Below are 21,344 nucleotides of genomic sequence, written 5' to 3'. Positions count from 1 at the left end.
GTTTATGAAATTACAAAAACGCAGCTTTAGTAGGGTAACTCACGGGTCTAAATTACATAACTTTACAAAGTAAACGAAGGATTTTTACTGATCAAGTAGGCGCAAAAGGGCATTTTTGAGATTTTTATCGGTGGTGACATGCTCTGCAGCCTGTGATATAGTCCGCTTTGTGTTTTGGCTAAGGGCCTGATTTTCATGGGCTTTGCGAGGCTTTGATAAGGGTGCTGACGACGCTTTTGATGATTTAGGATAATTATTATTGGCAGAAATATGCGCTACGACGACACGGATTTGCTTGAGTTGTTTAAATGTAATCGACTGCTCTGTTAACACTTGCAAATACGCGCTTTGTAAATAGCGAATATGGTTGGCAGCCGTCATCGAGTCCACACTGAGTGTAAGCTGCTCAGCGGTTAAGCCCACAACCCAGCAGTTATTGAGGATTTCCTCAGGTAGACAATCTACCAAAAGCTCTTTTACCTCGGTCGTTGCTTTTAGATATAAACGCATATTATCAGCAAGCGTTTGCGGTAGCGCACTACCGGCAAAAGCTTGATGATCAATCAGTTTAGCAAGGCGGTTAGGTTGTTTTTTTGACATCGTAAACACTCATCTTCTAGGTGACAAAATCGATATTCATCATAAACAGCGAGCTTTTGTACTACGGATTTTATCATGTTTAATTCGTGATCATCTTCCCTAAATTAATTCATGCTTTGTCACGGACGGCAAGCAATCTTGTATTTACAATAGGTAGTAAATTTATGAAACAAGCTTTATTAATTTTGTCAGTATTGGGAATGGGTATAGCACAAACGAGTGGTGCTGTCGAAACGACCTTTCAACCAAATAATACCTTGAGTCATACCATCACAAATATCTCTACTTCTGCGAACTACGGTTCGAGTCGCAATATCTATAGCACCAATAGCGGTGCTTATGTTTCAAGCAATGACGAAATCAGTCAAGCAATTGATAGCCTTAGCGCTCATGCAAAACAAAAAGAATACCAGCTTGCCTCACTAACCAGCCGTCTATCTTATGAGCAGCGTCAGCAGCGCACCAATTCAGTGCCAGATCCTTATTCTGCCCCTGCAATAGCCGCAGCCAACGCCTCGCGCGTGGCGCGCTCAAGCAGCACAGGTTACTGTGCTCGTTACGTCCGTAAAGCTTTACAATCAGCAGGTTACGAATTTACGCCTAATCCGTCAGCTTATCAGTATGCCTCTCGTGGCACGCTAGCCCAAGCTGGCTTTGCTAAGATTAGTAATAATGAGCAGCCACAGATTGGCGACGTCGTGGTCTATGATCGCAGCGCAAAGCACCCGCATGGCCATATTCAGATTTTTGACGGTAGTAATTGGGTTTCAGATTTTCGTCAGAGTAGTATTAGCCCGTACAGCGGCGTCTATAACTATACAACCTGGCGCGATGCTCAATACGTTGACGATGCGTCAAACCGTGGCATCTACCTTGCAATGGCTGAATAATAAGCGCCCATTAAGCAAGTCTTATAATAAGCAACTATCGCCATTTTTTTAATTCCCTGTTTTCTCCGAACCCAGTAATGCTCTTTATGACATTACTGGTTTTTTTTATGCTTTAAAGCAAGTGCTTTAGGATTAAGTGAGGTTAGGGGTTAAATGAGGTTAAGGGTTAAATGAGACTAAGGGTTATAAAGAGGTTTAACCATTGCCGCTTGTTTATTAAATAAGGACCAACACTGCCGATTGTGAAAGTCGGGCGGGGAAGCGTGTTTGGGCGCAAAATATAACGCCGTTGTACCAAACATTGTAGAAAAGCTTAAAATCACGCACGGATGAATGGAGCCAATGATATTATCAACGATACCAGTCTTTGTATAAGACAGCTGGCTTAATGGTAAAGTAAAACTACGCTCGTAGTGATAAGTTTTAGCAGTGGTGGTGTTAGTGGTTAGTGATTGGATAAAAGGCTCAGTTGGCAGTGATACGGACTTTGACGCGGATTTTTGCTCTGTACGGGCAATTTTTTTATTAGCAGTCCAATTAATCGACGCACGTGTTTGCCCGTCTGCTTGCAAAAGCGGCGTTGGCGGCAGTGCCGCAGGGCTACGATAATCGGCAAACTGATAAAGCGCATAACGTCCATCGGGACTGGCGTTAATCTCAATATAAGGCGCTGTTATATTAACGCCAGCGCCATTAATCGAAACGGCGCTGGTGATCAGATCGCCTGCTAAAAAGCACTCAAGGCAAGTTTGCTCCCATAAATAATCTACAAAGTCCGCATTGCTCGCTTGCCACGTTGACCAATTTAATTGCGCCGCTAGTGTTTTAAGCGGCAGCGTTATTCGATAGTCAAGCTGTAATTGCCACTCTGGCTGCGCTGTTGGAGCCATCTTTGCTATTTGTACCAAAGTTGCGACCACTTCTACTTGGATGCTTTGTAAGTCTTCTATGGTGACACCAAGCTGCTCGGCATCAGCGGCTAACGTGTCAGTTGCTAGGTATAAATTAAAAATTTGGCTCATAATTTGGCAGCGCTCTATTTATCAAGAATCTATTTATCAAAAAAATCATAAAACAAAAGCCGCGAGCAATTGCAGCGCGGCTTTTTGAGATAGGATACAACATAAACTAAGCTAAGCTTAAATGAATCAATTACTACGCATGACGAGCAAGATTTGACAGCTTAGGGTTGGCGTGTGGGTTTTGACGCAGCAATAGCGCCATACGGCCGATTGAGTGTACCAAAGTCGCATTCGCCGCTGCTGCAAGCTCAGCGCCGATGACATCGCGCTCTTCTTTTGTGCCCGCTGGCAATTTTACTTTGATAAGTTCATGATCCGTCAAAGCGCGGTCAATCTCTTCCGTGATGCTTGGGGTAATACCTTTATTGCCAATCATAACAATCGGTTTAAGGTCATGACCAATGCCTTTTAGGCGTTTAACGGTAGCGTTATCGAGTTGCATACAATTCCTAGAGGTTGATAAAAATAAAAGAGGGTGTTATTAAGAGCAGATAATGACCATTATAGATAAACTGTGGACACCTTGCATGAGATCAGCAGGATTTTGCACGATTTTACGTGATGAAAATGTTAAACTGAAAGTATGCGTACATTATAAACGCTACAGGTTTATAAAGCAGTGTTTTCACTAAGAGAATTTCACTGTTGAAGGTTAAAAGGTATATTCAGGCCTTTATTGCTCAGTGAGTGGGAAAATTTGAGCGCTTAAACTTTGAGTGCTTAGGCATGGTCATGTTATAGATAATCACTTTATAAGCCGTTATCTGTATTTTGCAAAACAAGTTTTACAAAGTAATAGGAGCAGGTATTTTGGTCACGCGTATTGAAAATAAAAAATTGTCAAAAAGCAGCAGTGCTTGGATGCAAGAGCATATTGACGATCCTTATGTGAAAAAAGCCCAAAAAGACGGCTACCGTGCCCGCGCTGCTTATAAATTGCTTGAGATTAATGAAAAAACCAATCTGATTAAAAAAGGCATGACCGTCGTTGACTTAGGCAGTGCGCCCGGCAGTTGGTCGCAAGTTGCTGGCAAATTGGTTGGTGAAAAAGGCGTGTTAATTGCCTCTGATATTTTGCCGATGGATACCTTGCCTGATGTTACCTTTATTCAGGGCGATTTTCGTGAGACAGAAGTGTTTGAGCGCATTATGGCGGAAGTCGGCGATAGACAGGTCGATGTGGTGCTATCTGATATGGCGCCCAATACTGCGGGCAATAGCGCCATTGATCAGCCGCGCATGATGTACTTGTGCGAGCTGGCGGTCGATTTCGCGCTGGCAACCTTACCAGAAGGTGGCGCGCTTATTATGAAAGTGTTTCAAGGCGAGGGCACGCAAGAATTACGCAAGCAGATGCAGGCGGATTTTAGTAAAATTCGTAGTATCAAACCTGGCGCTTCAAGACCGCGCTCAAAAGAGATGTTTTGGATTGCCATTAAGTAGCCAGTGTTTAAGCTCCTTAATAAAAAGGTTTTAACGACAATCAGTTGCGCTAATATCTTATGTGACAATAAGTGATAAAAAGTCACAATAAAGGGTCTGGTTAATTAGCGTAAAACCGCTACAATCAGTTAACTGAATAAATGTGATTGCTGCTTGAATTATTCAGGTTAGCACCACATATCATGATATATTAACTTTGTTTTAAATCTATATTTTTACATCTATGTATCAAGCCTATGTTTTAAGCAAAGTCGTCTAACAGTAAGCGCCTTATCCGCTCAATTATGTTAGTTTGCCTAATTATTATCTTGCTTGTGATTTTAAAGTCATCACATCCAAACGCTAATAATAATTTGCAACTAGGCATTGAATAGTGAGCCATACGTTTATATATAGACGTCACGTGTTTAATAAACACACCAATAAGTAAGGGATGGGAATAACTAGTGAGCGACATGGTAAAAAATACCTTATTGTGGCTGGTGGTGATCGGTGTTTTAGTGCTGGTGTTTAGCGGCTTTGACAAATCATCTGAGCCAGATAGCCTTAACTACTCGGAATTTGTGACCGCGGTGTCAGAAAACCAAGTAGCCAGTGTTGAAATCGACGGCGAGCAAATCACCGGCGAAAAGAAAAATGGTTCAACATTTGAGACCATTCGACCAGCTGTGGCTGATGAGCAGCTGATGCCACTCTTGCGTGAGAACCAAGTTGAAGTGCAAGGCACTGCGCCTAAGCGCCAAAGCGTCTTGATGCAATTGCTAATAGCCAGTTTCCCAATTTTATTGATTATTGGTTTGTTTTTATTCTTTATGCGCAATATGCAAGGCGGGGCTGGCGGCAAAGGCGGCGGACCGATGAGCTTTGGTAAGTCAAAAGCCAAGATGCTGACCGAAGACCAAATTAAGGTGAACTTTGATGACGTTGCGGGCTGTGAAGAAGCCAAAGAAGAAGTCGTTGAAGTCGTCGAATTTTTACGTGATCCTGATAAATTTACCAAGCTTGGGGCGACGATTCCACGTGGTATCTTGATGGTCGGCCCTCCAGGTACGGGTAAAACGCTATTGGCAAGAGCGATTGCTGGTGAAGCCAAAGTGCCGTTCTTCTCGATTTCAGGTTCTGACTTTGTTGAGATGTTTGTCGGTGTTGGTGCCTCGCGTGTGCGCGATATGTTTGAGCAAGCAAAGAAAAGTGCGCCTTGTATCATCTTTATCGATGAGATTGATGCGGTCGGTCGTCATCGTGGCTCTGGTATGGGCGGCGGTAACGATGAGCGCGAGCAGACGCTGAACCAATTATTGGTTGAAATGGATGGTTTTGAAGGCAATGAAGGCGTCATCGTCATTGCCGCGACCAACCGTGCAGACGTCCTTGATAAAGCACTATTACGCCCGGGTCGTTTTGATCGTCAGGTACAAGTTGGCTTGCCAGATATCAAAGGCCGCGAACAAATCCTTAGAGTCCATTTACGTAAATTACCAAATACTATCGGTGTCGATGCGCATGCGTTGGCGCGTGGTACGCCAGGCTTTAGTGGTGCGCAGTTAGCAAACCTCGTCAACGAAGCTGCTTTGTTTGCTGCACGCCGTAATAAGCGTAGCGTTGATATGAATGACTTTGAAGATGCTAAAGACAAGCTATATATGGGTCCTGAGCGGAAATCCATGGTCATCCGTGAAGAAGAGCGCCGCGCCACGGCTTATCACGAGTCAGGCCATGCGCTCGTTGCTGAATTACTACCGGGCACCGATCCTGTACATAAAGTGACGATTATGCCGCGTGGTTTTGCGCTTGGGGTTACTTGGCAGCTACCTGAGCACGATCAGACAAGCATGTATAAATCAAAAATGCTTAACGATATTGCGATATTGTTTGGTGGCCGTATTGCTGAAGAAGTATTTATTAACCAGATGTCAACTGGTGCATCAAATGACTTTGAACGCGCAACCAAAATGGCACGCGCAATGGTAACCAAATACGGTATGTCAGATGCGCTCGGCGTCATGGTTTATGAAGATGACGATAGCTCCCAAGGTTACTTTGGCGGCGGTGGTCGGACGATTTCAGAGGCGACGCAGCAAAAAGTTGATGAAGAAGTACGCCGTATGTTGGAAGAGCAGTATGATATCGCTCGCGAATTGATTGAAGGCAATCAAGAGAAGATACATGCGATGGTAGATGCCTTGATGAAATGGGAAACTATTGACCGTGACCAATTGCAGGATATTTTGGCCGGTGAAGAGCCACGTCCACCAAGAGTCTATCAGCATAACGAAGTAAACTTATCGAAAAATGATATTAAACCGACGAATTCAACACCGCCGCCATTACCAGCGATGTAGTATCTCGTTTATTACAATCTAATCGATAGTCGATAAAAAAAGCCCTTTTTTATAAAGGGCTTTTTTTATGGCTGTCATTTGCTCATGACTTTAGGACAGGATAAGATTTGCTGCTATCATAGGCAGTTATATCTTAAATGGTATAAATAAAATTAAAATGATTTTTTAGAAATTAATTTGTAATGGATAAGTTATGTCATTATTTGACCCTTTACCTAGCTATCAAGTGACGAGCCGCGATAAAACTTTAGATTTATCGCAGCCGCACGTTATGGGTATTTTAAATGTCACGCCAGATTCTTTTTCTGATGGTGGGCAGTTTAGTGCGCTTGATAGCGCGCTTACTCACGCTAAAGAGATGATAGCCGCTGGCGCAAGCATTATCGATATCGGCGGTGAATCTACTCGGCCCAATGCCGCTGCTGTGTCAACCGACGAAGAAATGCAGCGCGTGGTGCCAGTCGTCAAAGCGATTCGTCAGCATATAGGCAATGATGTTTGGTTATCCATTGATACCAGCAATCCTATCGTTATGCAGGCAGCTTTTGAAGCGGGCGCTGATATTTGGAATGATGTCCGTGCGCTTAAGCGTGAGGGCGCGGCCGTGATGGCAGCCAAGCTAGATATTCCGGTCATGCTGATGCACATGCGCGGCGAGCCGACGACAATGAATAGCCTTGCCCAGTATGATGATGTGATGAAAGACGTCGGTGCCGAGCTGACTGTCTGTATCGATGAGGCAACCGGTCTTGGCGTCAAGCGTGAAAAAATCATTATCGATCCTGGTTTTGGCTTTGCAAAAAACTATGAGCATCATTGCGCGTTATTAGGTCAGCTTGAACGCTTACAAACCCTTAAATTGCCGATGATGTTTGGTATTTCACGTAAGCGATTTTTGGCAGAAGTCTTGAGCAAAAGTGGGGTCGAAGCGGTTGCCACTACCCAAGCGATAGAGCGTGATGCGGTAGGAACGGCGGCGGGTCTTTTTGCACTACAGCAGGGCGCAAGTATCATCCGGACTCACAATGTCGCTATGATGCAGCAAGCGGTGGCATTATGGCAGCAATTATCGGCGTATAATCAAAGCTAATACCTACCTATCTATGAGACTGCTTTTGATAAAGCTTTTTTAGAAATGAGCTTGAATACTATAGCAGATTCATCTGTATATTTATCTTTAAACCTATGAGAACACTTTTATGACAACTAGCAAGCAACCAGAGCCAAGCAAGCAACCAGAGCCAACTCTCGAGCAGCGCCGTATTATTTATCAAGCACGCCGTGGTTTAAAAGAATTGGACTTTTATATTGACCCTTATATTAAAGAGCTATATTTAATCGCTGACCCTAGCGAACAAGCAACTTTTGCCGAAATGCTCACCCACGAAGATCCTGATTTATTGGATTATTTCACCAACCAAAGCCGTCCGGAAAATGAAGCGATTTGGAATTTGGTCAATAAAATTAAGACATGGCGCCATAATAAAAGCTCGATGTAGTTCGATAGCTTTAAGATCGATATAGGGCGGGCGCTACCGGGATGGTTTTTTCGCAGCCTCTGTCACGCCTGCCTACAGCCAGCAAGGAAAGATGATCCCAGTAGCATGATGATACTAGCGTATTGATTTTATTTTGAACCGACTATATAACCTTCTAAGCTTTGCTAAAAATATAAACCTTTGACCTATAAGCCTCGATTATATAAATAAAGTCCTGCTTGGATACCCAATTATGACATCGCCAACCTCGCTACGTATCGACGCACCGATCAAGCCTGCTAGCCGTATACGTTTGCTGTTTTATCTGTTTTTAGCAAGTGTGATGCTGATATTGGCCGGGCTCGCCTCATTGGCGTTATGGCAGTATGTGTTGATACTTATCGTTAGCGTCACCGTCGTAAGCTACTTGGCGCTGTCGCGACCGATATTGCTGCATATAAGTCAGCCGCCCCTGGGCAAGAGCATCTATCAACATTGGCAACTCCTGATACGGAGCAGTCGCGGCGACGCACTTTGGCAGTCTGAGCTTGCGGCAGTCAGTAGCTATCATTGGGTGATATGTTTTAAGTTTATTATCGTAGAGCCTTATCAGCGCCATTTATCCGTCGCGGTGTTTCGCGATCAAGTCAGCGCAGAGCAATGGCGTGAATTAACGGTTTTAGCCAATACCATTGCTCCTAAAACTGCCTAAATAACAACCATGCAGTTAAGCACTAAATGTAAGCAGCCTCATCTATATTGTGCAATTCCTTGTATCTCTCTGTCCGTTCTCCCTTTTAAACACTAACGAGCGGCTACATGCCATAACAAAACGTCTATCTAGGCCAAGTAAGAGATTTGTTATATTAACGCTAAGTTCTTATAATAAAAAGGAAGACGTGATGAGTTTATTAGGCAATTTAGTCAGTCAAGTAGCGCGCAGTGCAATGGATCCAGAGGACGCACACCGCAATCCGGTCAACCAACGTATCAATCCGCGCCGCACAGGCGGGTTAGGTGATATTTTGGGTAGCGTCTTAGGCGGCAGCAACCAACCGAGTGGCTATAATCCACAGCGTTATGAGCGCCGCACTGACAACGGTTTTGGTCTGGATGACATCATCGGCGGGTTTACAGGCGCAAACCAACGTGGCGGCATGAGCTCAGGTGCGGGCGGACTTGGCGATATTTTAGGTAGCGTCTTAAGTGGTCAGGCGATGGGCGGTCAGACTTCGCGTGCGGGATTTGGCGGCAAAGGCATGCTTATCGCTGCGCTTATGCCGATGGTGCTAAACTGGATTAAACGTAATGGTGGTTTAAGTGGCGCTTTGGCAAAAATCACGGGTATGGGCTATGAAAACCAAGCGCGTTCTTGGATGAGCAATCAAGAAGCCAATGATAATCTAGATCCGAATGAAATTACCCGTTTATTTGATGAAAATGAGATTCAGCAGGTAGCGGCGCATACAGGCGCAAATGAGGTGGAAGTACGCCAAGGTCTTGCTGAGCTATTGCCTGAAGTTATGAATCAGTTAACGCCGAATGGCAATTTAGAGCATGAATCTGAAGCCAATGCAGAGATTGATCAAATCATCAATCAATTATCAAGTCGTTTAGGAGCGTTAAAATAAGATAATTATCTTTTTTAACGGTCTATTAATAAAAAAAGAGTGCATATATATGCGCTCTTTTTTTGTCTGCTTTATAAAGATTATTGCCGTTTGAAAGATGCAAAGTAAGTTCATTATTATTTATTTCATTTAAATTTTAAAAATATAGATATGTTAAAAACCGTGAACAAGGGTACTAAGGTGATTTAAAAAATTTATGATAGCTGTATAATTTATTTAGGTCTGCTTCATAGCTTTGATTTATTTAAGTCAGTTTTGCTCAAAAGTGCGCTTTATTTAAAGTTATCAGCGATATAAAGGTATAAGCATTTTATAAGGATATATCACTCATGCCATTTAAGCCTATTCAAGCAGCGATTGCCATCCTAGTTGGTTTGATCATCTGGTTTGTTATTCCGATTCCAAATGGGGTGACGCCAGAAGCATGGCATATGTTGGCGTTATTTATTGCTACCATTGTTGCCATTATCGGGAAAGTCTTGCCCATCGGTGCGCTTGCCATTATCGCTGTTACGCTGGTGGCGCTGACTGGCGTGACGAGTGAGAGTCCCAAACAAGCCATTGCCGATGCGTTATCAAGCTACTCAAGTCCTCTGATTTGGCTGATTGGTATTGCAGTGATGATATCACGAGGACTCATAAAAACAGGTTTGGGCCGGCGTATCGCTTATTACTTTATCTCAATTTTTGGTAAAAAAACCGTCGGCGTCGCGTATTCGTTGGCCGCAGCGGAGCTGATGATAGCACCTATCACGCCATCTAACACGGCGCGCGGTGGCGGGATTATTCACCCAATCATGAAGTCGATTGCGCAAAGCTTTCATTCGACGCCAGAAGAAGGCACGCAAAACAAAATCGGCCGTTATTTGGCGATGGTTAATTATCACGCCAACCCGATTACATCCGGCATGTTTGTCACCGCCACAGCGCCAAACCCCTTAGTGGTAGATTTGGTCAATAAAGCGACGGGTAGTGAGATTCAGTTGTCATGGACGACTTGGGCGGTTGCAATGTTTGTACCGGGGTTACTCTGTTTACTATTGATGCCATTGGTGATTTATCTGATTTATCCACCCGATGTCAAAGTTACGCCTGACGCAAAAAAGTTTGCCAAAGACAATCTGACCGAGATGGGGCAGGTGAGCACACAAGAAAAAATCATGTTGGGCGTCTTTGCGCTGATGCTGCTATTGTGGGCCAATATTCCAGCACTGATTTTTGGTGAGCAGCTAAGCGTGGATGCGACGACCACCGCTTTTATTGGTTTGACGACGCTCATACTAACTGGTGTATTGACTTGGGATGATGTGCTTAAAGAAAAATCGGCATGGGACACCATTGTATGGTTTGGAGCGCTGATTATGATGGCCGCTTACCTTAACAAACTGGGTTTAGTCGGTTGGTTCTCAAGCAATATCGAAACCATGATTGGAGCGGTAGGCGTTGGCTGGATTGGGGCTGTGGTGATTTTAACGTTGGTTTATTTGTATATTCATTACTTTTTTGCTAGTACCACCGCGCATATCACCGCCCTGTTTGCCGCCTTTTATGCCGTAGGGTTAAGCTTAGGCGCGCCGCCGATGTTGTACGCGCTTATTTTGGCTGCCGCAGGCAATATCATGATGACGCTGACCCATTATGCCACTGGCACCGCGCCCGTTATTTTTAACTCAGGTTATGTGACACTAGGAGAATGGTGGAGCATTGGGGCCATTATGAGTGTGGTCAATTTAGTGGTGTGGATAGGCGCAGGTTTGATTTGGTGGAAACTGCTTGGTTATTATTAATTGCTAATTGCTAATTGCTTGGTTATTATCAATAAAGCGCTTGGCGATATTACTAATAACTAACACGATTTGTTTACTGGGATTGATTAAAAGCGCTCATCCAAGGTCTCTAATGTATAATTTAACGCCGCAAAGCAGATATCGCTAGTAAAACCGCGATATTGTAAAAAACGCAGCTGGCGTGCTTTGTCTTTTTGCTCAGTCGGGATATCATTGCCATACTTTTTTGTACGAGCAGTGACGGCGAGCTTTAACCAATCGACGCCATCGACCAAATTATCCGCGCTATCATCGACAAATTCGCTAAATTCCTCCGATTCGGCGTTGGCCATGTCAATCAGCTCATCAATGTTAGCAGGCATGGCGAGCTTTTTATGATAAAACTCCTGCTTAATACGAGCGCGACCGCGACCTTTACGGATATTCTCGCGTATCAGCGTAAGCGTGGTGCGGTAATCACTTTGATAGCCTTTTTCTGCAAACTCATCGAGTAGGGCATCGATTTTGTCTGGGTCTTGCTCTTTATCCAGCAATTTTTGTTTGAGCTCAGCTTTGCCGTATTCACGGCGTGATAAATAATAAAATGCCAGCCAGCGCAAACGGCTTTCTGCTTTGATGGCATCGATATCCGCTTGGCGCTGCTCAGGCGTGCGCAAATAAGCTTTAAGAGCAGCGGGTAGGTTATCGGTCTGGCTGTCGGCTTGATTGTTTAATACACTATTACCGTTATCAGTTTTGCTATCCGTATGGTCATTATCTTCGCTATCATGAACATTATGTTTAACCTCGGCAAGCAGCTGTTTGATGCTTTGTACTTCTGGAGGTTGGTAAGCAGGCACGTCACTAGGCGCAGGGCTAAAGGTAGCCGCTGGGTGAAAGCGTTTTTGACGCTTTTTGCTTTTAGAAGATGTTTTAGGATGAGAGGAAGATGAAACGAGTAAGTCTATATCAGTTATAGCGTCATCTTGAAAAAGAAATGCTTCTTTTTTTGCATAAGTCGCGCGTTTGCCAGTCTTGCTGGGCTTTTTGGACTCATTTTTATAGGTGTGTTTAGTAGGCTCTGAATGGTGAGCAGGTTTAGAAGTTTTTTTTGATTTGGCATTATTAGTACTCGCTGAACCGGCTTCCGATTCAGCGAGTATTTCCGCTAAGGTTTTAATTTTCATAATAAATCATAGCGATTAATCACCAAACGTTTATTGCATCGGCTCAGGGGTCATTTCTTCGTCGCTGCTAACGACGTCGTCATCTGGTGTGTTGCTTGCCACACCTGTACCCAGTTTTTCAGCACGGATTTTGGCTTCGATTTCTTCTGCAATCGCCGGGTTTTCTTTTAAGAACAATACCGAATTGGCTTTACCTTGACCGATTTTTTCATCGCCGTAGCTGTACCAAGAGCCTGCTTTACCGACGGCGCCAATCTCAACGCCCAAATCAATCACTTCGGCTAGATGGTTAGTGCCTTCACCATAAGTGATTTCAAATTCCGCTTGACGGAATGGCGGCGCCATTTTGTTTTTGATGACTTTAACTCGGGTTTGGTTACCGATAATATCATCGCCGTTTTTCACCGCACCGATACGGCGGATATCCATACGTACAGATGCATAGAATTTTAGCGCATTACCGCCGGTTGTGGTCTCAGGGCTACCAAACATAACGCCGATTTTCATACGAATCTGGTTAATAAAGACCACCATACAGTTTGAGCGTTTGGCGTTACCTGTGATTTTACGCAGCGCTTGACTCATCAAACGTGCTTGCAGACCCATGTGCGAGTCGCCCATTTCACCTTCGATTTCGGCGCGCGGGGTTAGCGCTGCTACTGAGTCGACAACGATCATATCGACTGCGCCTGAGCGCACCAGCATATCGGTAATCTCAAGTGCCTGCTCACCATTATCTGGCTGTGAGACAAGTAAATCGTCGGTATTGACCCCAAGTTTACGCGCGTAAACAGGGTCGAGCGCGTGCTCTGCATCGATAAAGGCGCAGACGCCGCCTTGTTTTTGGCACTCGGCAATGGCTTGCAACGTCATGGTCGTTTTACCAGAGCTTTCAGGACCGTAAATCTCAATGATACGGCCCTTTGGCAGACCACCAATACCAAGCGCGATATCTAAACCTAATGAGCCTGTCGATACCACATCGACGTCAAGCGTGGCTGAATCATCACCAAGATGCATGATGGTGTTTTTACCAAACTGCTTCTCAATTTGACCTAACGCCGCTTTAAGGGCTTTGGCTTTATTGTCGTCCATATAGGACTCCTTGTCATAAATAATAAATGTAAAATGATAAGAGTGTTGATTACTTAAATCCATATGCTTAGAGCTGGGTGTCTAAAACGATATGTTTAAAACTTTTCGAATAACGACTTGCTCAGTGAAATGACTCACGACTTTCATCATCAGTAAAAAACACTTTTAGCAAGTTGGGAGTGGATGGTTATATTGGGTTGCAGACAGTGATATCGAATATATCACCTTACTATACAGTAAAATCAAATCATGGCAAAAGCAAAATAAAGTTCATAAATGCTCGTGCTTATTTGCCATAACACGGTTGGGGTTTATTTGGCGCTGACTTTTTGAGGCTTCCTATTTTCTATCACTGTTGATTAGATAAGGCTATTATAACAAAAACCAAGTTTAAAATTTAGGCGGTTAGGAGGCTAAACGACAGTGAGTGTCGCCTGCGATTTTGCCCCTATTTTTAAAAATAAGGGAGCTTTGATTCTTAGTTGCTTCTCAGTTTTGAACGTGATAACAGCGTTACTTGTCAATAGTTTTATGAGTTGTCCACAATAAAAAAAGTATTTTTATTTTAGGCTTGTGAAACATTGCTACGGATTAAATTAATTTTGAAAAATAGTAAAAATATTTTATTTTACTTTTAAATGTCATATAAGTTATTGATTATTAATGGTTTTTAAATTGTACAAAAAATGAACGATTTTACCTAACCCTTTAAGCTATCTAGGGAAATACCTGTCAAGTGGCGACTTATACACAGGGTTATCCACAGCTTATGGGGAGAACTCGCGAAGCCCTTATACTATCGATGTTTGCGCCGACAAAAAATATAAGCTGTCTACTAAATAAGGGTTATTTCTATTTTTGCAACTGTAAATTTAGCGAAAAAATCGCTTTGTAACGCTTATGTTTCACATATCGCTACAGCTGTAAGTCAGTCTGTAAAAGCCGATAAATCTTTAAGTGAGTAGCTAAAACACCCAAAACCATGTATGTCAAGAGCTAAGCCAAGAGTAGAAACATGAAGTGCCAAAAAAAGCAGCTAAGTCCTTTATCCGTATCTTAGCTGCTATCATGCAGAAATGCGAGGGTAAAGCGATCAAGCTTAGTCCTTGATATAGATCAAATCCCAAACGCCGTGCCCGCGCTCTAAACCGCGGCGCTCAAATTTCGTCATTGGACGAAAGTCAGGACGGTCAGTAAAGTTGCCGGCGCCCGCTTGATTGCTAAGTCCAGCAAAACCATCTAACACTTCTAGCATCCAAAAAGCATAATGCTCCCAGTCAGTTGCCGTATGGAACCAGCCGCCTTGCTTTAAGCTGCGCGTGACAATGGCCATACGCTCAGGGCTAACAAAACGGCGCTTATAATGGCGCTTTTTTTGCCATGGATCAGGGAAGTAAAGCTGGATACGGTCAATATGGTTTTCTGGTAGTTGTTTTAGCAATTGGATGGCATCACCGTTGATAATTTTAACGTTGGTTAGCGCTTGCGTGCCCGCCATATAGGCGCACTTGCCAATGCCTGGCTCATGGACTTCGATGCCAACAAAGTTACGCGACGGCTCAGCAGCAGCCATCTCGATAAACGAATCACCCAGCCCAAAACCAATCTCCAAGGTTAGCGGCGCATCACTGCCATTAGGGCTATCGGCAAATAAGGCGCGCAAATCATTAATGCCATCAAGATTGCCATCACCGAAGCTGTTATTGACCAAGTAATGCGCGAACTCTGGCGCCGTCAATGCCAGCTCGGCATTTTTATTCATGTGCGTACGGCGTTTCATAAAGGTATTAACGATACGAATGTGTTTGCTGTCGTCAGCGCTTATTTGATCATCGCGACGTTGCTCAACGTCACTTTGGATAGCATCGACGCTGGGATTAATATCAGAATGTTGACTCATAGGATTAACAAGGCTTAATTAGGTAGGTAAAGTTGCTTCATTATAAGTGAAATCGTGACGGCTGTGAACGGACAATCCAATTTTAGCAAGCTTACGCTGTATTTCGTGTTCTCCTAGGGTTTTGCCATAAAATACAAGGCCATAAAGCTATTTTTTCTATATACGGCTGTCACATATATGGGTTTTCTATAAGCGGCTTTTGGCGTTATCATGTAATAAGCATCATCTAAAAAGAATGGTTTAAAAAATTTTTTAATCAGAAATATCGTATAAAAATCATTGCGTTACCTTTATACTTAATAACAAGTAAGGCTTATCACCATGTTATTTATCGAGACGGATTCGCCGCCCCCTTTTTATCAAGAACAACTGAGCGCTGCCAAACGTGAACAACTGGATAAATGGTTTATCAGTCAACGTAGCCAGCGCTATTATCTTAAACGTTTTAAGGAGTTTGATGAGCAAGGCTACCTGTCGCCAAAATGGCACTGGGCGGCGTTTTTTGTGACCTTTCCGTGGCTGCTGTATCGTAAGCGCTACATGGATGCGATTGTCTATAGCGTCGCAGGCTGGTCATTTATCCAGCTAAATGTAGCGCTGGTGCTGGTGGCGTTTGAATTTATCGCGATGCCCTATATTGCCGATACTTATCAAATGGGCATACGTATTGCTATCGCGGCGCTGATTTGGCTGTTTTGGTCGTTTATGGTTGCCCGCTGGACGGACGCTTATTATTACCGTATGGCACGGCGCGAGATTGCTGACGCTGTCAATGATTATCCGCGTGATGAAGCCGCGCAAAAAGCGCATTTGAAAAAGGAAGGCGGGGTCAGTTTATTTGGTTTGGCGTTGGGTTTTGGGTTTTTTGCCTTTGCCTTAACGGTGATAAAGGTACAGTTTTTGCCAATTGTCGCCAAGCCAAAAGAAAATGAAGTGTTATTCGATGCTTACGATACGGCTAAAACAGCGCAAAATCGCGTGACGCTGACCTATCGGCAAACAGGCCAATGTCCAACCGAGCTGCCTTTAAATATGAGCACACCGCAAGTCAATGTCGACATTGCTACCAAAGCCGCAGGCGTGACAGACACCGATTGCGCGGTGATTGCCACCATTCAGAACGTTAAGTTTCCACTGCGTTACTTAAATGAGCAGACACTGGTTTTTTATCATCTGCCCAATAGCGATGATTGGAGCTGTACGACTTCGCTAAATAAAAGGCAGGCGCCTAAAAGCTGTAGTGATGATTAAATGACGTCTAAATGACGGCTAAGCGACAATTAAATGCTGGTTAAAAGCTAATGGCAATTAATTTTTAGAATCGGCCGTCAGATCGTCTTTTTCACCGGCAGGGGTTGCTTGGCTTTTTAGCGCATCATAAAAATCGGTCAAATCCAGTTTACGCGCTTTATCGATGTCTTCGTCAAATAAACTCTCAAGCTCGGCGATGGCTGATTGTGCTGATTCAATCATGCTTGCCTCATCGTCATAAATTGCTTGCTGGCGTTCAATCAAATCATCGTCATAATCACGGAAGGTTTGTACCGTTTCGCGCGCTTTTTCTGGTGAGATACCGAGCAGCTGTAGCGATTCTCGCGACATATCTAAAGATGATAAATAGGTTTCCCGCCAAATATGACGTACGCCGACTTCTCGCAAGCGGTAGTAATGCTGTCGGTCACGGGCGCGCGCCAAGACAATCATATCAGGATAGTTTTTACGCAAATATTGCGCGGTGGTAATGGAGCGCTCTAAATCGTCGATGGCGAGAATAAAAACGCGCGCTTTTTTGATACCAGCGGCGCGTAGTATCTCGGGGTTTTTTGGATCGCCATAATAGACTTGGTTACCAAATTTACGCACGAAATCAACGCGATTTGCCGAGCGTTCAATCGCTGTAAACTCAATATTGTGCATACGTAGCACCCGACCAATAATCTGCCCGACACGCCCAAAACCAGCAATAATTACCTGATGCTCATCGTCAGGAATGGTATCGTACTCGCGGCTTGGTTTACTTTTAGCAAAGAGTGGCTCACCAATTTTTTCTAATAATAAAAAGGCAAATGGCGTGAGGGCCATAGAAATGGTGACGATAAGGTTTAAGGTATTGGCAAGCTCAGGGCGCAAGACGTTCTGCGCTGTTGCCACGCTAAATAACACAAAGGCAAATTCACCGCCTTGCGCCAGGGTGACACCCAAGCGAATACTGGTCGGCCAGCGATTGCCTGTTACTTTTGCAATGGCGGTAATGACGGCGAATTTAATCACCATCAACGCCATCGCGCAGCCGATAATAAAGACGGGCTTTGCTAAGATAAGTTTGACATCGGTCAGCATACCGACCGACATAAAAAACAGCCCCAGTAGCAGCCCTTTAAAAGGCTCGATACTTGCTTCTAACTCGTGCCGATATTCAGAATCTGCTAATAAAACCCCGGTTAAAAACGCACCCAATGCCATCGATAGTCCAATTTGCCCCATCAAGATAGACACGCCCATCACGATAAATAAGGCGACTGCGGTTAGTAATTCTGACGCGCCACTTGACGCCACAAACTTAAAGAAGGGCCGAATAATATAACGGCTAGCAAAGATAAGGCCGGCGAAAACAGCAAAAACTTTGCCAAAATAAATCAAATCATAGCTTTGCTCGCGCACCCCTGATAAAAACGGAATGACCGCTAACAAAGGAATAACGGCAATGTCTTGGAATAATAAAATCGTAAAGGCTTCGCGGCCATGAGTGCTAGAAAGCTGCTGTTTTTCCGTTAGGATTTGCAGCACAAACGCAGTCGATGACAGTGCAAGACCAAAACCAACGATAAAAGCAGTATCAAATGGTAAAGCAAAAAATTGATGTAACAGCCATATCAATAGCGTGCCAGTCAGACCGACTTGCAGGCCACCAAGGACAAATATTGAGCGCCGCAGAGCCCACAAGCGTGATGGTTGCAGCTCAAGCCCGATGATAAACAGCAGCATCACCACGCCAAACTCGGAGAAATGTAATAAGCTCTCCGCGTCGCCTGCGACATCTAAACCACTGGGACCTAATATCAGACCGGTAATCAAATACCCCAAAACGGTTGCAATACCAAAGCGCTTACCAAGTGGCACGAACAGCAGCGCTGCCCCCAAGAAAATCGTAGCTTGTAACATCAAATTTGGTGAGCCGGTGGCGGCAGCGAACATCTGGAATCCTTAGCGGTAACGATAAAATAAGCAGTACAGCGGGGTATGGCAATAGTTAAAAATCTAGCACAGTTTATTTTTTACGATAAATCTTCCACACGCCGTTATCTGCCAGCGGATTAGTATAAGCATCGTTACGGCGCTTACGCGGGGTCTGGCGACTATCGACGATTTTAAAATCGGGTAGGGCATGAACGATAAGCCCCGTACGATAAAAGCGGACGCGCTCAGGCTCCAACACCTCACCCTTGTTATCGCGGCAAAACACATACGCACGTAAATCGATAAACTCACGGTGTGCCACCAATCGCGCCTCATCATCGTTATCAAATACCGCGCTCATACGCGCAATTTCATCGGCGCTATAATCGCCGCATTTATCGATAAGCGCACCGACCGAACCAAAGCTTTTGGATTCCTTGGCCCGGGTCTTGGTCAAATGCAGCCTTTGCACATGATAAATAAACTGCGGTATCTCAAGGCTGGCGGGCAACGGCAGATAGTCAGGCGGCAGATTGGCGGCAGGGTAAAACGCCAGCGCGCGCTCAAGCAAGTTATGCCACCGCTGCTCATAGGCTTGGACTTCGGCTAAATTGCCTTCATAAATCGGCATATCACGGATTTGCCGCAAAATATCGGGCGGAAACTGCGCCTCTCGGAAGCTGGCAATGTCTTCTTGTAGCGTTGATAGCAAGGCTTTGGCATGCTTTTTACCCTCGCTTGAAATAGGGTCATCAATGTAGCTTGGAGCAACGAAAGGAGCGGAGCGTCTCGACATGGCAAAAGGTCATCAATTGGTTATGATTAAAGGTTTTAAGCCTTAAGTATACAGAATTTAGAAGAAAAATATGGCGACGAAGCCAAATTCCCCATCATTTTTAACATGCTATTACAATGCTAAAAACCGGCGTGATATAAGCTTATTTGAAATTAAGCCTCTTTCTTAGGAGCTGTTTTTATGAATAATGGCTCAAAATATTCCTCAAATCATGATAATTGGCGCGTCTTATTAAAAACCTTTAGCAAAATAATCATAAGTATGATTGGCGCAGGCTTAGCACTAGTATTTGGGATTTGGTTGCTGTTGGCGTCAAATATGGGACCTGCCTATTTACCGCACATCATGGATGGGGCGCTAGATTTTTGGATTCGCATGATGTTTTTGGGAGCAGGCCTAGGTATTTGGTTGATGACAACGCTTTGGCTAATTTGGCTTATGCTGCGTTATTGCCGCTCCTTTATAAAAAGTTATTTGCTAAAGCGTCGCTAATAATTGGTACTCCATTAGATAAGCGGCGACTCAATTTTTACTTAGATAAAAACTTTATCATTTTTAAAGGTTAATTTTTCACATCTAGTGATTATGTCCAATATGACTATTATTATCAGCTCCTTGCTGTGAAATATCACAAACTAAAGCATCGCTATGTATCTGATTTTGCGGATGCGCCAAGCTTTCAACCTGAATGGTCGCGTGATGAATATTAAGTTTAAGTAGGCTTTGCTCTAAGTTAGCAATCAAAATACTGGACTCATAAATGCTCATTTCGCCATCGACAACCACGTGACAAGATAAGGCATTTAGACCGCTGGTAATGCTCCATACGTGCAGGTCATGAACTTTTTGGACTTGCGGATGGCTAAGCAATTTGTCCTCGACTTCCACCAGCGATATGCCTTCTGGCGTCCCTTCCATCAAGATATGTACCGAATCACGGACGACGCGGTAACCACTAAATAAAATCAATATGGCGACAATCACCGAGGCCGCCGCATCCGCCCAAACCCAGCCAAAGCCCATCATCAAAAGCGCGGCGACGATAGCGGCAACCGAACCCATCAAGTCGCTTAGCACATGCAAGTAAGCACTTTGCATATTGAGGTTAACTGATTTTTCGCCTTTATTTTTCTCGTTGTCGTTTTTATGTTGCTGTCCCTGACTGTCACCGTAATTACTACCGTGACTGTGACCATGAGCCTCTCCGCCGCGACTGCCGCGGTGCATCAGCCACGCGACCAAGATGTTGACCAACATACCAAAGGTGGCAACGATAAGCATGCCTTGGGTCGCGATTTCGGGCGGTGAATTAAAGCGCTTAATCGCCTCATAAAAAATCATAATGGCAATAGCCACTAGCGTCGCGCCATTGACCGTCGCCACCAAAATCTCAAAACGTTTATAGCCAAAGGTTTTTTGATGGGTGGCCGCTTTTTCACCAACTCTAAATGCCATTAATGTCGCACCAAGCGCCACGGCATCACTGAGCATGTGACCAGCATCGGACAACAGTGCAAGGCTGCCCGTGAGCCAGCCGCCGATGGCTTCGATAAACATATAGCCTGTAATAATAAGAAAGCTAAACAGCAAGGTACGCTGATAACCCTTAGTATCGCGCGCGGCTACCGTTTGCTCTAGGTGTTCATCATGATCGTGATGGTCTTGATTCGCCTCAGAATACCTGTCTTTGGTATTATCATCCCCATTCTGCTGACCGTGTTTATGAGTGCCGGCCGCCGCATTTTGATGAGAATGGTCGTTTTCTTCAGGTTTTGGATGCTTTTGACTCATAACAGCACTCATGATAATAAAAGGTGAAAGGGATGGTTTATAACGCTGCGCTTGCTGTGCATAAACCAGACAGATATAAAGAATTTAGCATATTTAATAAAGGCTTGCTGTATCTAGGCAGTAAACGATGAATGGTCTATTTTGCATGGCTTTGTATGGCTATGCATGACTTAGTTTTAAGATTAGTTTTGAGAAAGGACAGCTATAGAGTGATAGCTAGCATTGA

Annotated in this window: 19 protein-coding genes; 10 read left to right on the top strand and 9 right to left on the bottom strand. The window is 44.2% G+C overall.

Annotated features, from left to right (window positions below):
* Positions 1-84: 84 nt before the first annotated feature.
* Positions 85-600, bottom strand: a complete 516-nt coding sequence (locus tag B4240_RS07780) for a DciA family protein (RefSeq protein ID WP_296238056.1) — start codon at positions 598-600, stop codon at positions 85-87.
* A gap of 164 nt (positions 601-764) precedes the next feature.
* Here B4240_RS07780 and B4240_RS07775 point away from each other — a divergent pair, with 164 nt between their 5' ends.
* Positions 765-1,490 (top strand): CHAP domain-containing protein, encoded by a 726-nt coding sequence (locus B4240_RS07775; protein WP_296238054.1) that lies wholly within the window; start codon positions 765-767, stop codon positions 1,488-1,490.
* Positions 1,491-1,666: 176 nt separating this feature from the next.
* On the opposite strand, the gene B4240_RS07770 is transcribed toward B4240_RS07775, so the two are convergent.
* Complete coding sequence (locus B4240_RS07770) at positions 1,667-2,512, bottom strand: hypothetical protein (RefSeq protein ID WP_296238052.1); 846 nt, start codon at positions 2,510-2,512, stop codon at positions 1,667-1,669.
* A gap of 133 nt (positions 2,513-2,645) precedes the next feature.
* The gene (locus B4240_RS07765; protein ID WP_296238050.1) at positions 2,646-2,954 is read right to left on the bottom strand and encodes a YhbY family RNA-binding protein; all 309 of its coding nucleotides are present in this window, start codon (positions 2,952-2,954) and stop codon (positions 2,646-2,648) included.
* Between the two features lie 368 nt (positions 2,955-3,322).
* On the opposite strand from B4240_RS07765, the gene B4240_RS07760 reads away from it, so the two are divergent.
* The 7 genes from B4240_RS07760 (at position 3,323) to B4240_RS07730 (ending at position 11,193) form a co-directional block, all read left to right on the top strand.
* Positions 3,323-3,955, top strand: a complete 633-nt coding sequence (locus B4240_RS07760; RefSeq protein ID WP_296238048.1) for an RlmE family RNA methyltransferase — start codon at positions 3,323-3,325, stop codon at positions 3,953-3,955.
* Between the two features lie 446 nt (positions 3,956-4,401).
* Entirely contained in the window at positions 4,402-6,297 is a 1,896-nt protein-coding gene (gene ftsH / locus B4240_RS07755) for an ATP-dependent zinc metalloprotease FtsH (protein WP_296238046.1), read from the top strand.
* Between the two features lie 193 nt (positions 6,298-6,490).
* Complete coding sequence (gene folP, locus B4240_RS07750; protein WP_296238044.1) at positions 6,491-7,387, top strand: dihydropteroate synthase; 897 nt, start codon at positions 6,491-6,493, stop codon at positions 7,385-7,387.
* Positions 7,388-7,496: 109 nt separating this feature from the next.
* Entirely contained in the window at positions 7,497-7,796 is a 300-nt protein-coding gene (locus tag B4240_RS07745) for a succinate dehydrogenase assembly factor 2 (protein WP_296238043.1), read from the top strand.
* A 232-nt stretch (positions 7,797-8,028) separates the two neighbouring features.
* Complete coding sequence (locus B4240_RS07740) at positions 8,029-8,487, top strand: hypothetical protein (protein ID WP_296238041.1); 459 nt, start codon at positions 8,029-8,031, stop codon at positions 8,485-8,487.
* 190 nt (positions 8,488-8,677) lie between these two features.
* A complete protein-coding gene (locus tag B4240_RS07735; protein ID WP_296238039.1) occupies positions 8,678-9,406 on the top strand; it encodes a YidB family protein in 729 nt (242 codons plus the stop codon).
* A gap of 329 nt (positions 9,407-9,735) precedes the next feature.
* Positions 9,736-11,193: a DASS family sodium-coupled anion symporter gene (locus B4240_RS07730; RefSeq protein ID WP_296238037.1), complete on the top strand. Its 1,458-nt coding sequence runs from the start codon at positions 9,736-9,738 to the stop codon at positions 11,191-11,193.
* Positions 11,194-11,279: 86 nt separating this feature from the next.
* Here the strand turns inward: B4240_RS07730 and B4240_RS07725 are convergent, their stop codons facing one another.
* From B4240_RS07725 to trmB, 3 genes are all read right to left on the bottom strand, one after another.
* Complete coding sequence (locus B4240_RS07725; RefSeq protein ID WP_296238035.1) at positions 11,280-12,359, bottom strand: regulatory protein RecX; 1,080 nt, start codon at positions 12,357-12,359, stop codon at positions 11,280-11,282.
* A 30-nt stretch (positions 12,360-12,389) separates the two neighbouring features.
* The gene (gene recA / locus B4240_RS07720; RefSeq protein WP_296238033.1) at positions 12,390-13,454 is read right to left on the bottom strand and encodes a recombinase RecA; all 1,065 of its coding nucleotides are present in this window, start codon (positions 13,452-13,454) and stop codon (positions 12,390-12,392) included.
* Positions 13,455-14,553: 1,099 nt separating this feature from the next.
* Positions 14,554-15,354, bottom strand: a complete 801-nt coding sequence (gene trmB / locus B4240_RS07715) for a tRNA (guanosine(46)-N7)-methyltransferase TrmB (RefSeq protein ID WP_296238031.1) — start codon at positions 15,352-15,354, stop codon at positions 14,554-14,556.
* A gap of 321 nt (positions 15,355-15,675) precedes the next feature.
* On the opposite strand from trmB, the gene B4240_RS07710 reads away from it, so the two are divergent.
* On the top strand, positions 15,676-16,605 hold the full coding sequence (locus B4240_RS07710) for a DUF2628 domain-containing protein (RefSeq protein ID WP_296238029.1): 930 nt from the start codon (positions 15,676-15,678) through the stop codon (positions 16,603-16,605).
* Positions 16,606-16,662: 57 nt separating this feature from the next.
* Here B4240_RS07710 and B4240_RS07705 read toward each other — a convergent pair whose 3' ends face one another.
* Both B4240_RS07705 and B4240_RS07700 read right to left on the bottom strand, forming a co-directional pair.
* A complete protein-coding gene (locus B4240_RS07705; RefSeq protein ID WP_296238026.1) occupies positions 16,663-18,549 on the bottom strand; it encodes a monovalent cation:proton antiporter-2 (CPA2) family protein in 1,887 nt (628 codons plus the stop codon).
* Positions 18,550-18,622: 73 nt separating this feature from the next.
* Positions 18,623-19,327 (bottom strand): hypothetical protein, encoded by a 705-nt coding sequence (locus tag B4240_RS07700; RefSeq protein ID WP_296238025.1) that lies wholly within the window; start codon positions 19,325-19,327, stop codon positions 18,623-18,625.
* Positions 19,328-19,507: 180 nt separating this feature from the next.
* Between B4240_RS07700 and B4240_RS07695 the strand changes: the two genes are divergently transcribed.
* The gene (locus tag B4240_RS07695) at positions 19,508-19,819 is read left to right on the top strand and encodes a hypothetical protein (protein ID WP_296238023.1); all 312 of its coding nucleotides are present in this window, start codon (positions 19,508-19,510) and stop codon (positions 19,817-19,819) included.
* A gap of 84 nt (positions 19,820-19,903) precedes the next feature.
* On the opposite strand, the gene B4240_RS07690 is transcribed toward B4240_RS07695, so the two are convergent.
* Positions 19,904-21,118, bottom strand: coding sequence for a cation diffusion facilitator family transporter (locus tag B4240_RS07690; RefSeq protein WP_296238021.1), 1,215 nt, complete (start codon positions 21,116-21,118; stop codon positions 19,904-19,906).
* Positions 21,119-21,344 lie beyond the last annotated feature (226 nt).

The organism is Psychrobacter sp. UBA5136 (assembly GCF_002414005.1).
Lineage (GTDB): Bacteria > Pseudomonadota > Gammaproteobacteria > Pseudomonadales > Moraxellaceae > Psychrobacter.
Note: the sequence above shows the minus strand (reverse complement) of the source record. Positions and strands in the feature narration are given on the sequence as shown.

Bases quoted from the DNA above. Each gene is read 5' to 3' on its own strand.
- B4240_RS07695 (WP_296238023.1), top strand. From the start codon at position 19,508: ATGAATAATGGCTCAAAATATTCCTCAAATCATGATAATTGGCGCGTC.
- B4240_RS07710 (WP_296238029.1), top strand. From the start codon at position 15,676: ATGTTATTTATCGAGACGGATTCGCCGCCCCCTTTTTATCAAGAACAA.
- B4240_RS07765 (WP_296238050.1), bottom strand. From the start codon at position 2,954: ATGCAACTCGATAACGCTACCGTTAAACGCCTAAAAGGCATTGGTCAT.
- recA (WP_296238033.1), bottom strand. From the start codon at position 13,454: ATGGACGACAATAAAGCCAAAGCCCTTAAAGCGGCGTTAGGTCAAATT.
- B4240_RS07730 (WP_296238037.1), top strand. From the start codon at position 9,736: ATGCCATTTAAGCCTATTCAAGCAGCGATTGCCATCCTAGTTGGTTTG.
- B4240_RS07770 (WP_296238052.1), bottom strand. From the start codon at position 2,512: ATGAGCCAAATTTTTAATTTATACCTAGCAACTGACACGTTAGCCGCT.
- trmB (WP_296238031.1), bottom strand. From the start codon at position 15,354: ATGAGTCAACATTCTGATATTAATCCCAGCGTCGATGCTATCCAAAGT.
- B4240_RS07690 (WP_296238021.1), bottom strand. From the start codon at position 21,118: ATGAGTCAAAAGCATCCAAAACCTGAAGAAAACGACCATTCTCATCAA.
- B4240_RS07705 (WP_296238026.1), bottom strand. From the start codon at position 18,549: ATGTTCGCTGCCGCCACCGGCTCACCAAATTTGATGTTACAAGCTACG.
- B4240_RS07745 (WP_296238043.1), top strand. From the start codon at position 7,497: ATGACAACTAGCAAGCAACCAGAGCCAAGCAAGCAACCAGAGCCAACT.
- folP (WP_296238044.1), top strand. From the start codon at position 6,491: ATGTCATTATTTGACCCTTTACCTAGCTATCAAGTGACGAGCCGCGAT.
- B4240_RS07740 (WP_296238041.1), top strand. From the start codon at position 8,029: ATGACATCGCCAACCTCGCTACGTATCGACGCACCGATCAAGCCTGCT.
- B4240_RS07700 (WP_296238025.1), bottom strand. From the start codon at position 19,327: ATGTCGAGACGCTCCGCTCCTTTCGTTGCTCCAAGCTACATTGATGAC.
- B4240_RS07735 (WP_296238039.1), top strand. From the start codon at position 8,678: ATGAGTTTATTAGGCAATTTAGTCAGTCAAGTAGCGCGCAGTGCAATG.
- B4240_RS07775 (WP_296238054.1), top strand. From the start codon at position 765: ATGAAACAAGCTTTATTAATTTTGTCAGTATTGGGAATGGGTATAGCA.
- B4240_RS07725 (WP_296238035.1), bottom strand. From the start codon at position 12,359: ATGAAAATTAAAACCTTAGCGGAAATACTCGCTGAATCGGAAGCCGGT.
- B4240_RS07780 (WP_296238056.1), bottom strand. From the start codon at position 600: ATGTCAAAAAAACAACCTAACCGCCTTGCTAAACTGATTGATCATCAA.